Annotated in this window: 5 protein-coding genes; 3 read left to right on the forward strand and 2 right to left on the reverse strand. The window is 52.2% G+C overall.

What is annotated here, in order from left to right; translation table 11 throughout:
* The first annotated feature begins 146 nt into the window (after positions 1 to 146).
* Positions 147 to 2,585 carry a sialidase family protein gene (locus tag LC093_RS19195; protein WP_226668757.1) on the forward strand — a complete coding sequence of 813 codons (2,439 nt, stop codon included), beginning with the start codon at positions 147 to 149 and terminating at the stop codon, positions 2,583 to 2,585.
* Between the two features lie 60 nt (positions 2,586 to 2,645).
* Here LC093_RS19195 and LC093_RS19200 read toward each other — a convergent pair whose 3' ends face one another.
* Positions 2,646 to 3,488, reverse strand: coding sequence for a universal stress protein (locus LC093_RS19200; RefSeq protein ID WP_226668760.1), 843 nt, complete (start codon positions 3,486 to 3,488; stop codon positions 2,646 to 2,648).
* 221 nt (positions 3,489 to 3,709) lie between these two features.
* Here LC093_RS19200 and LC093_RS19205 point away from each other — a divergent pair, with 221 nt between their 5' ends.
* The gene (locus tag LC093_RS19205; RefSeq protein ID WP_226668764.1) at positions 3,710 to 5,431 is read left to right on the forward strand and encodes an alpha-amylase family glycosyl hydrolase; all 1,722 of its coding nucleotides are present in this window, start codon (positions 3,710 to 3,712) and stop codon (positions 5,429 to 5,431) included.
* Positions 5,432 to 5,781: 350 nt separating this feature from the next.
* Positions 5,782 to 8,334, forward strand: coding sequence for an alpha amylase C-terminal domain-containing protein (locus LC093_RS19210; protein ID WP_226668767.1), 2,553 nt, complete (start codon positions 5,782 to 5,784; stop codon positions 8,332 to 8,334).
* Between the two features lie 69 nt (positions 8,335 to 8,403).
* Here LC093_RS19210 and LC093_RS19215 read toward each other — a convergent pair whose 3' ends face one another.
* Entirely contained in the window at positions 8,404 to 11,601 is a 3,198-nt protein-coding gene (locus tag LC093_RS19215; protein ID WP_226668770.1) for an FG-GAP repeat domain-containing protein, read from the reverse strand.
* Between the last annotated feature and the right edge of the window lie 463 nt (positions 11,602 to 12,064).

The following is a 12,064-nucleotide window of genomic DNA, read 5'->3' on the forward strand; positions in this document are numbered from 1 at the left end:
CGCACAAATCAACATAGGTTGTCTGGTTTTGGTGCTCTGGTATTTGAGCTGTTGTTGCAGCCGGGTATAGTCGACTGGATGTGTTGAGTTAACGTTGGGTGCTGAGGCTTGGCACCAGATTCTGGCCCAAGGAATGGCTGATAAAAATGAACAAAATACTCCCTTATCCGCGCAAGATTGCCATTGCTGTATCTTTGACCGCTGTTCTGACTACTCTCTCTGCTTGCGGTGGCGGGGGATCCGGATCCTCGGATTCCCCCACGCCAGTAGATTCGGGAACGGACCCTTCCCTATCTGTTGAGCTTTTAACAGGAATATTTCTCGACAGTCCGATTACAGGCCTCTCCTTTCTGACAGATTCAGGACATGAGGGGGAAACAGGCATTGAGGGTGGGTTCAGTTATGAAGCCGGTGATTCGGTTACATTCTCTATCGGCGATCTGGCATTCCCCCTGGTAGTGGCTCAGCGTGCGGTTACGCCGCTGGAGCTATTTTCAGCGAAGGATATTAACGATCGCCGAGTGGTGAATTTCCTGCGCATTGTTCAGAGTCTGGACGATGATGGCAATATCGAAGAGCGTATCCAGTTGCGCGGGGATGCCGCAGACATAATCAATCAGTCTGGCTTGACCCTGGAGGATTTCGACCAGGGAATTCTTGAGTTTGCCACCGATCACAAGGTCACCGCATTGTTATCGGCTGCCGCACTCGGGGAGCTGGTTTCCGACACTGGAGCTGTGGCCCACTTCTCGCAGACAATGAAAACCTCGGACGAAATCGACATCGACAACGATGGTGCCGGGAATAATTCTGATCCGGATGATGATAATGATGGTGTCCCGGACCAGTGGGATGAGTACCCCTATGATGCAGAGCGAAGTGGTGATTTCGACCTGGATGGTGTCGATAACATAGAAGACTCTGATGATGACAATGATGGCTTTGCCGATGGGGATGATGATCTGCCTTTTGACCCGGCTGAGCATGAAGATACCGATGGTGATGGTATTGGCAATAACGCCGATGAAGACGACGATAACGACGGGACCCCGGATATAGATGATGATGCCCCGTTAGACCCTAACGTTGCAGGTGATGCCGACGGTGATGGTATCGACAATACCGTTGACCCAGATGACGACGGTGATGGGGTGGTGGACAGTCGCGATGCGTTCCCGTTAGACCCGGCAGAAACCGCAGATTTCGATGCAGATGGCGTAGGGGATAATGCCGACCTGGACGACGACAACGACTCGGTGCCCGATACGGAAGATCGCATACATATCGTTGGCAATAAGGAAGTCTATTTCCAGGAAGAAACCATCGTTCTGCGGGCGAGAGGGTTTGATCCTGATTTCAACCCGGCGGATCCGGAAGACGGCTGGCACATTCAGTTTTACACCTACGATGTGGAAAACCCGAACGTCTACCTATCAGAATACACTGCGGGAGGGGCCTACAACGCCAGCTACGATTCTGTGGAACATGTCTGGGAAATGAAATACTGGGCACCGAGAAAGCCAGGAGAGTATCGCACGGAGCTCGCGCTTTACTGCTCTGAGAGTCCAAGTGTTTGCGAAGATGTGCACGGTTGGGATCAGGTGGAACAAAGTGTTTATTTTACGTCCACATGTGCTGAGCCCCCCTGCAGTTTCGAACTGGACAAGCCGCGAGGGAGCTATGTTACTAATAGCACGGTTTATCCACGCAATTCAGCGTTTGTGCAGCGGGCTAACGGCGAGCTTGTAGCCATTGTTTCTGAAGAATATTCCTACCTGGCCCGTTCTACAGATGGCGGCAAAAGCTGGAGCGAGTTTTCGACAGTGCCGGAATATATCTATGGTAACCCCGTCTTGATCGAAAACAGATTTGGAAAGCTCATGTTACTTGGTCACTGTGACAATGGTGGAGCCTGTATTTATGAAACGAGTGATGGGCAGGAATGGCTAAAGACTGCGCTCACGCAAGCGACAAATTTTGCGGGTTGTGATCTGGTAACCTGTGACTGGAATTTACTGTATGAAGAGTCGTTGATTGAAACAGCAGACGGTACCTATGTGGTCAGTTATTCTCTGGCGGAAGAGCCACAGGATTCGGACTATGATATCGACGTGTACGTAACCTCCAGTATAGATCTGCAGAGCTGGACTGATCCCGTGAAAATTTCGACCGGTACTGATTGGGATTTTGACTCGACGCTTCTTCAGTCTTCTTCAGGTAAATACTATGCCGGATACGTATCCTATTCGAAAAACAGCCTGGTCATTGCGGAGTCGGATAACTTGCTAAACTGGGTTGAGGCGCATGAACTTAATCCTTACCCCCATCTGCATATGATGCCGCGGTTGCGCGAAGCGTCCGGTGTTCCAATGTTTTTCTTCGCGACCTATGGTGAGCTCAAGTACAGCTATTTGCGTGATGCCGGTAGCTTTTCCTCGCCCCAGGTTTTGACGGATAGTATGCCCTTCGGGCCAGACGTACAGTTGCTGGAAAGTGGTCGTCTCGGGATTATGTACCCAATGGATTTAAATAATCAGCGGGATGTGTTTTATGAAGATCTTCAGCTTCCTGCAATGGCCAATTGAGTAGCGGGAGCGAATCAAACGAAAAAGGGACTGGCTTGCCAGTCCCTTTTTCGTTGTAACTTAATGCGATGTTGTCGTGAACGAATTACATACCATGACATCGGTTTCCAGAGATCCGATTACCCGCTCCGCGGTATTGCCCCGGAGAAGTGAGCCAGTCTCGCCATACTGGTTCAGGGTTCCCATTACCACCACGTCTGCGTCGATTTCCTTGGCAATCTCCGCCACCACTTCGTTGGTGTAACCCTGTTTTACGTGAATACGGTCAGTGGGTACGCCGGTTTTGTCTGCCAGCTTGGCCAGTGCGCCGCGGTCTGGATACAGCATGGAATCCAGGTAGGCATTCACCAGGTGTAGTTCAGCACCGTACACCTCAGCGATGTAGCCAGCGCGCTCTGTGATCTGGCGGTTGAGCTGGCGCTGTTGGGTGGTTTTGGCCTGGTAGTTCACGGTTGCCAGTACGACCTTGCGACGATCTTTGGCGCCGGGACGGATCAGTACCACCGGGCACTTGGCGTGTTTCAGTACCTGCCACTTGGATTCCGCAAAGGTGAAGCGACGGCTGGTTTTTGCATGGACCGGCAGATAGATCATCTCCGCGTTGTAGCGCTTGGATTCCTGAATGATCGCCGCCTGCCAGTCACTAGACCAGCATACGGTGATCTCGAAGTCGACACCGGCTTCCTCGATGGGCTTGCGGATCCGGTCGCGGAACCAGAACTCGTCGCGGAACAGGTGATCGTTCACCGCGCGGGTGTCTACGGCCTCTCCATCCACAGCGACGAATACCGCCAGCTTGGGCTGCGGGTTGCGTTCGCGGGCGGTGGTCAGGGCGCGCTCCAGCGCGACATGTTGGTCGTCATTGGGATCAACAACGACGAATACGACGGGTTTATCTTGCATGGTCACTCCTTAAGCGGGGAAATTGCTTCCCCGGTTCTTCTTTCCGTGTTCTCTCGACCGCACAAACTGCCTGCGGCATCTGCCATTAGACTGGGCGGTCAAGACTACCATCGGTTGCCGATTTTTTCATCTACGCCCCCTCTGTGGGAGGATGAAACCTGGCCCAGCCGGGATACAGTAGGATTCAGTGATGACCGTTCCATAACGACAGAGAGAACATAATGAGAAAAATTGCCGGCATGGTTGCCGCACTGGCCGTGGCCGCTTGTTCTGATAAGGGCGCGGATCAACTGGAGGCAATAAATTCCGGGGTATCTTCGTCAGAAATGCCCAGTGCCGCCTTGACCCAAGTCAATGATCCCTACTGGAACAACGCGACGATCTATTTCATGCTTCCGGACCGTTTCAATAACGGCAATCCGGATAATGACCTTGCCTACGAGCGCAAAAATGATGCGGCGTATATGCGCGGCTTTTTCGGTGGCGACCTGCAGGGCGTTATCGACAAGCTTGAGACTGGATATTTCGAAGCGCTGGGTGTGGACGCCATCTGGATGGCCCCGGTCATCGAAAATATTCACGGTGCAGACGAGGCCGACAAGCGTACATATGCTTTCCACGGTTACTGGCCGAAAGACTGGACCACGGTCGATGCCAACTTTGGCACCGAGGCGGATCTGGCGCGACTGATTGAACTGGCGCACAAGCGCGGGGTTCGCGTTCTACTCGATGCGATCATCAATCACACCGGCCCGGTTACCGAGCTGGACCCGGTATGGCCGGCGGACTGGGTGCGTACCGATCCGGTATGCGACTGGTCGAGTTTTGCTGAAAACGTCACCTGCGCGATTCACCCGAATCTCACCGATATTCTCACCGAGAGCGAGACGGCAGTGGCACTGCCACCCCAATTGACGGAAAAGTGGCAGAGGGAAGGGCGCCTGGAGCAGGAACAGGCCGAGTTGGACGCTTTCTTCGAGCGCACCGGTTACCCGAGAGCACCCAAGTACTACATTGTGAAATGGCTCACTGACTGGGTGCGTGAATACGGTGTGGATGGCTTCCGCGTGGACACCGTCAAACATACCGAGCCGGAAATCTGGGCCATCCTGAAAAAGGAATCCGAGCTGGCGTTCGAACAGTGGAAGGCCGCCAATCCGGCGCAGAAAATCGACGACCGTCCCTTCTTTATGGTGGGAGAAGTGTACAACTACGGTCTGAATGACTTCTCCAACAGCAAGGGCCGCCTCTACGATTACGGCGACCGCCAGGTGGATTTCTTTGCCCACGGTTTTGACAGCCTGATCAATATGGGGTTCCCGGCACACGCCGGCGACGATATGGATAGCCTGTTCACCCGCTACTCAGACATCCTGCACGAGGGCGACCTCAAAGACGCCGCGGTGCTCAATTATCTCGGTTCCCACGACGACCACCACTCGTTTGACCGCGAGCGCCAGCAGGTGAAGTCAGCGGCGCTGAAACTGATGCTGGCACCGGGCGCGGCTCAAATTTACTACGGTGATGAAATCGCGCGACCGATGACCGATGAAAAGGCATTCGGCGATGCGGCAATGCGAGTGCCAATGGACTGGAGCAGCCTGCAAAGCGCAGAGACTCGGGAAGTACTTGCTCACTGGCAGAAGCTGGGGCAGTTCCGCAAAGCGCACCTTGCCGTAGGTGCGGGTGTGCATAAAAAGCTGGAAGAGGCTCCCTATGTCTTCTCTCGCACACTGGGCGATGATCGCGTGTTGGTTGCGCTGGATGTGTCGGCGGGTGAAAAGCAGATTGATGCACACGGCGTATTTGCCGATGGCACATTGCTGCGCGATTACTACTCCGGACTGGAAGTTCGGGTAGAAGGCGGCAAAGTCCGACTGGACAGTGAGTTCGACATCGTCCTTCTGGGCGAAGTCCGTTCCGGTGAGGTTGTCGCCCTCTAAACATTTGCAGTGGTACTGGCTCTGGTTGGTCCACTGAAAAAATACTTTTGGGGCAGATGTGCTGTCCTGATGGTATCTGCAGCGTGTGCTGTATGTGACCCTTCTCTTTCTTCGTCGAAAGTTTGACCGGTATCGATCTAGAATTGATGCCGGTTTTTTTATGTCGATAACAAATAAAAACCTTTCGTGTATCTCAAACAGCGATTGATCTGTGTCACCTGTTTTTGCTACGCCCCGCAATGGGGGGATGCCTGGGGCTCCATGGCTTCATTAGGCTGGAATCATCCGGATTGATGCAGTACCGCTTTTCGGATGCAAATTCTGATTCCAATAATAAATGGTACACAGCGATGAAAAATTATCTTTCCTGCAGTCGTCGCGGGCTGCAGGCTCTCACTTGTCTGATATTTCTTCTTTCCAGTATTCACGCGCGCGCCGGAACGGCTTTCGTTCACCTGTTTGAATGGAGCTGGAATGACATTGCGAGCGAATGTGAAAGTTTCCTGGGACCAAAGGGATTCGATGCCGTCCAGATATCACCGCCGCAGGAACACATCAGCCTGGATACCTGGTGGGCGCGCTACCAGCCGGTGACCTATACCAACCTGAACAGCCGCAGTGGCAGCGAGGCCGAGCTGGCCAGCATGATCCAGCGCTGCCACGCCGCGGGGGTAAAAGTTTACGCTGATATGGTGATCAACCATACCGCAGCCTGGAACCAGGGCGGGACGGGCTGGGGAGGCACGCCGTGGAGCGTTACCAACCACCCGGAATTCTCACCGCAGGACTACCACACGAACTGCACCATCAATAATTACAGCGATGCGAACAATGTATGGAATTGCCGATTGAGCGGCCTGCCGGATCTGGATACGGGCTCGACCTATGTCCAGGACACGCTCGCAGCGTATTTCGACAGGCTGACAGGTTTGGGTGTGGATGGCTTTCGTATCGATGCGGTCAAGCATATGGCCCCCGGCGATCTGCAGGCGATACTCGCGAAGGCCGGAAACCCATGGGTGTTTTCCGAGGTGATTGGTGCCGCGGGTGAAGCGGATGCGATACAGCCATACAACTACACTTACCTCGGGCATGTGACGGAATTCAAATACGGCAACGATGTGGCGAGTAACTTTAACGGCCAGATCAAAAACCTGGCGAGTATCGGTGAGAGTTGGGGATTACTGCCGTCTGGAAAAGCGGTGCACTTTATTGATAACCACGATCGTGAACGGGGCCACGGCGGGGGTGGCAACCTGACCTACAAGGATGGTGCCACCTATAACCTCGCCAATGTGTTTATGCTGGCGCATCCCTACGGGTACCCGAAAGTGATGTCCGGTTACGCGTTTACCGATACAGACATCGGTCCGCCCGCAGCTGGCCCGGCGGCTTGTACCAACAGTGCCTGGGTGTGCCAGCACCGCTGGGGGAATATCGCCAATATGGTGGGCTTCCGCAATTATGTGGATGGTACTGCCGTAGCCAACTGGTGGGATAATGGCAATAACCAGATTGCATTTGCACGTGGCAATAAAGGTTATGTGGTCGTCAACAACGAGAACGACACTCTCAACCAGACCCTGTACACCGGCCTGCCTGCAGGTGACTACTGCAACGTTCTTGCCGGTGCCGACGCATGCAGTGGTGAGGTCATTTCGGTCGATACCAGCGGCTACGCCACATTCAATTTAACCGCAAAATCCGCCGCCGCGATACACGGTGGCGCCATTGCCACACCCTGCATCGACTGTGTTGCGCAGAACTTTCCACAGTTGTATTTCCGCGGTACCGCCAATGACTGGTTGGCAACGCCGATGGCGCTGGTGGCTGATAATAGCTGGCAGCTGGAAGTGACCTTCGATGGCCAGGCGGACCAGCGTTTCAAGTTAGATATCAATGCAGACTGGACTGAAAACTACGGTGACGACGGTGCCGATGGCGTGCTGGATCAGGCTGGCGCAGATATATATACAGCGGTAGTCGGTAATTACCTGGTGGAAGTGAATGACCAGAACCTGACGTACACGCTCACGCTGGTGGGGAATGAACCGCAGCCGCCGAAGGCCAGTGTCACCCCGCTGGCAATTACCGTAGCGGTCAACGAGGCGTTTACCCTGGATGCCAGCAGTTCCAGCGATAGCGACGGCAATATCGTTTCCTACAGCTGGAGCAGTGGCGGTAGCGAAGCAACCACGCAGTTGAATTTTTCCTCAGCCGGGAGCTATACAGAAACTGTCACGGTGACCGACAACGATGGGCTTACTGACAGTATTTCCGCAAGTATCACAGTGACCGATCCGGATGACGGTTTTACAAAAAACTTCAGCAGCCTGAATTTTCGCGGCACACCCAATGCCTGGGGTACACAGGCCATGACGCTGGTTGCAGACAACACCTGGCAGGTCGCCGTTGTGTTTGATGGCAGCGCCGATCAGCGTTTCAAATTCGATATCAGTGGCGACTGGAGTGTGAACTACGGTGATACCAATGGAGATGGGATTCTGGAACAGGGTGGCGGTGACATTTATTCCGGAATCAGCGGCACTTTTCTGGTACAGGTCAACGACCAGTCACTGGAGTACCAAATCAGCTGTATTGACTGTACTGATTACCAGTCCAGCTTTTCGCAACTCTATTTTCGTGGTACGCCAAATAATTGGGGCAGCACGGCAATGACACTGGTCGCCGATCATATTTGGGAGCTGGAAGTTGATTTTGATGGCCAATCCGAACAGCGTTTCAAATTCGATGTAAATGCCGACTGGGCTGAAAATTACGGTGACAGTAATTCGGATGGTGTACTGGAGCAGGAAGGATCGGATATCTATACGACGGCTTCAGGAAGATTCAGGGTCCGGGTGAACGATCAGAGCATGACTTATAGCTTGATTGCTCTTTAATTTCGGATCGGTGAAAGAAAACTGGGGTGTTTAGCACCCCAGTTTTAGTTTGAGTGAAGTGAAGTTTCCCTAGCGGGTGACATTCATTGAGTGGTTGGTGCCGTAGCTCAATTCCGGAATACCATCTCCATTAATGTCCACCCAGTACATACTGTTTTGTGATTGTGTATACAGCATGTATGGCGATTCGGAGACTATCTTGCCGGTTTCAGAGTCAACCTCGATAAACTGGCTGCGGGAATAGCTATACGTGTCCTCGTTAACTCTCAATAGGATATTACGATTGCCCGAACCATACTCCTGCACCAACAGGTTTTGAGCACTACCTTGCACCTCGAATGCGCTGCGGAACGTCAGGTTGTGATTTAGCACTACGATCCAGGTCTTATCGGAGTAATAACTTGCAGCAAGGATGACTTCGCGCTTTCCATCATTATCGAAATCACCGGTAACTAAATTCCGGATATCAGCGTATGTGAGCTGGGAAGCTTTCTCCGGGTCGCCAATGGATAAAGCCACGTTTTCCAAGCTTTGGCTGAACTGTAGCGTTGCTGCGCCATCTCCGGGTAAGTAGACCGCAACAGACTTGGTATCACTGGTGACGACTTGATCTTTGCCGTCATCATCCAGATCTGAAACAACCAGTTTATACCCGCTTTCACGATCAATTCCCCAAAGAAGTATCTGATTTACCGGGTCATAGGCACTTATATCGCCTCCCGAGGATAGGATGACCAGATCATCCTCAAGGTCATCGTTCATTCTTCCTTTCGCGACCACTATGCCGGAGTTGCTCATTTTCGGCGCACTCCAGACAACCGAGTCGGAGAAAAAGCTATAGATCGATGGTATTTGGTTGGAAACATACAGCAGTTCAATTGTGCCATCCTGCCCCAGGTCAGTGAGAGTGCCACTAAAATCATTTGAATAGCTGGTTAGGGGCGCGGACCAATCCAGTTTACCGGTCACCGGATCAAACTGAATAGCGCGGGTTCCGTATGTGTACTCCGGAGAATACGAATAAGCATTTGAGAAAAAGGTGAGTTTTTTGCCCTTGCCATTGAAGTTGGCCAGCTCCCCGCCTTTGAAACTCCCGGAAATATCGTAGACGCCGTTGCTTTGCCATTCGATTTCTATTTCCGGGTTTTCACTTGCGACTACAATGCTGTCGCGATCATTCAACAGTGCAACGTATTCCAGTTGTTCGTCACCGTCCACATCGGCAATCAGCCCTTTTGATCCATTGTCGGGCAGGGCTAGAGTCCAGCTGAGGCTGAATTGAGATGTAAGATCCTTGTCGAACGAATAGAGGCGGGCTTGATATGGGCTATAGTAAGGCAGCGCCAGAATCTCCGCAGAACCATCACCGTCGACGTCTTTGGCGGTGAAGTCCGCAAAGTATTCTGTGATCTGTGCTTTAGCAGATTTGTCAGCTGCGTCGTAGATGTTCAGGTAACGATCACCATTAATTTGTTGGCCAATGATTTCACTTGTGTCGTCACCGTCAATATCAGCTACACGGATGATATGGCCGAAGCCATCACCGAATAACCATTCGTTGACGAAAGTGCTGCCGTTATAGCCAAAAACATATCCCCCGGATAGTACGATCTCCTGGATTCCATCTCCATCCACGTCGCCAGCGGCCATATCAGATTGTTGCACGACGGAAATCGATTGCCAGATCAGATTGTGATTGTTACTACTATCGCGCACCTCCAGTTTTTGTCCGCCTGATGAGTAACGCTCGGGGTTAACCAGGTAAACAATTTCAGGCTCATCATCGTTGTTTACGTCTGTAATTTTAATCGAAGAAATGGAAGAACCAGTAACGTCAATAAAATCACGCAGGCGGCCGGTAACGCCATCAATAATCAATATCTGTGTGCGCGCATCTTCCGAACTTGAGTAATAGTTGTCATTGCTAACCCCGACAAATATCTCATCTATGCCATCGTCGTCGATGTCCCCGGCGGCAACGCTTCTGATTTGTCCATCGGAACCTGTCAGGGAGTAGGGGTACATCCATTCCTGCGTGTACCCACTGCCGTCGAACCCGATGGTGTACAGCCGCTGGTTGTAGTCCGTGACCAGAATTTCCTCGGCGCCATCGCCATCAAAGTCGCCACTGGCCACCGTGTTTCTATATTCGTAGGGCAAAATCACCCCACTACGCGCCAGCGGTTGTTTTCGACTTTCGTCCAGTACCCGGATTTTGCTGCCGATAGGTGTGCCAGGAGCAGTTTGAACCAGGTCGGCTTCCCAGTAAACATCCATGTAGCTATCGAACATGGGCCCGGTTGGTGTCCAGGTAACGGTTCCGTCTGCATCAATCTCCATTCCATTGGGACGAGCGTTGAATTTAAATTCAATGTCGTCGCCGTCCGGATCAACTGCGCTCAGGGTAAACGAGACGGGTACGCCGTATTGCGCAGTCTCTGGTACGCCACTCACCGAGAGTGTGCCAGGACTGTCACTCACGATCAGGGAGTCGCCTCTGAAGGTTTGCAGCTGGCCATCAGTGACTTCTACGGTAACAGCTACCCGGTCATCTTTGACAAAGTAATCGGAAGACAGGGTGTCACTGTTAACTTCTTCGATCGGTTCCTCATTGACCGACCAATAGTAATTGGTAACAAGTGGATCGCTGTCGGCATCTGAGCTTTCAACCGTGGCCGTGATATCCGTGTCGGTATATACCGGAAGTGGTGAAAGGGTGAATTCGTGGATTCTGGGAGGGGAGTTCTGGATCGTTGTTTGGGCAGAGCGGGAAACACTCTCGACACCATCACTCACCGATGCCGTGACTTGTACCTGGTCTCCGCTAACAAAATTGTGGCCCTGGAGATAATAATAAGTTTCCCCTTGTAGCTCTTCACCGTTGACAGTCCAGACGTAGCTGCCACTGAGGGAATCACCATCAGCGTCTTCTACGTCAATTTCGGCTCTTAGGGTTGAATCGGTAAAGGCTGGAGCTGGTGTAATACTCAAGCTGGAAATAACAGGCGCATTATTCTGGAGGCCGCCAGAGCTGCTTGATGAGCCACCGGACGAGCTGCTGCTGGAGCTGGATGAGTTTCCGCCGGAACTTGAAGTGCTACCGCCGGAACTTGACGAACTACTGGAACTGCTGGAGCTGCTACTACCTGCAGGAGGAGGTGATGAATCGCCTCCAGAGCCACCACCGCCGCAGGCTGCCAATGAAGTTGATAACAGTGCGACGCACAGTAATTTAAGCCGGGCGCTACATACAGGTGTTTTTTCCATCGTTGTCTATTCCCCAGAAACAGCTAAAAAGTTTCTTTTTTTTCGTTTAAGTACTGTTCTGCTCATGGTCCTTCCGAGCTAACTCAGGATGGTCTGTGAAAATTGCGTCTGGCGCAAGTTTTGCGGTTTTCGGGGTTGCCTTGAAGGCGAATTTAAATTTAAGCGACTTTACAGGGGGCTGTTTATCGACAGGTTTACCGACCTAAATTAAAGCTGGAATAGTCGATTAACTCCCGGATTCAGGTTGTGACTTTTGTGCCTTTGTTGAATTTCGTTATGTGTTTGGGCGTGTTTGAAATACCAACGGATGAGCAAGGTTCAGTGATGAGTCTTTATCCGCCAACCAGCTTTACATCCTGAAATGACTTATTTCTGTCTAATTAGCCACTCTTAAGTTTGCCTTAATTCCCGCCCCATACACTGCATCTATCCAATAACCGACCGGGAGCTTCGATACCAGTGG

It is taken from the genome of Microbulbifer aggregans, from assembly GCF_020524005.1.
GTDB lineage: Bacteria > Pseudomonadota > Gammaproteobacteria > Pseudomonadales > Cellvibrionaceae > Microbulbifer > Microbulbifer aggregans_A.

Excerpts from the sequence above, each read along its gene's own strand:
- LC093_RS19205 (WP_226668764.1), top strand. The coding sequence starts at position 3,710 with ATGAGAAAAATTGCCGGCATGGTTGCCGCACTGGCCGTGGCCGCTTGT.
- LC093_RS19210 (WP_226668767.1), top strand. The coding sequence starts at position 5,782 with ATGAAAAATTATCTTTCCTGCAGTCGTCGCGGGCTGCAGGCTCTCACT.
- LC093_RS19200 (WP_226668760.1), bottom strand. The coding sequence starts at position 3,488 with ATGCAAGATAAACCCGTCGTATTCGTCGTTGTTGATCCCAATGACGAC.
- LC093_RS19195 (WP_226668757.1), top strand. The coding sequence starts at position 147 with ATGAACAAAATACTCCCTTATCCGCGCAAGATTGCCATTGCTGTATCT.
- LC093_RS19215 (WP_226668770.1), bottom strand. The coding sequence starts at position 11,601 with ATGGAAAAAACACCTGTATGTAGCGCCCGGCTTAAATTACTGTGCGTC.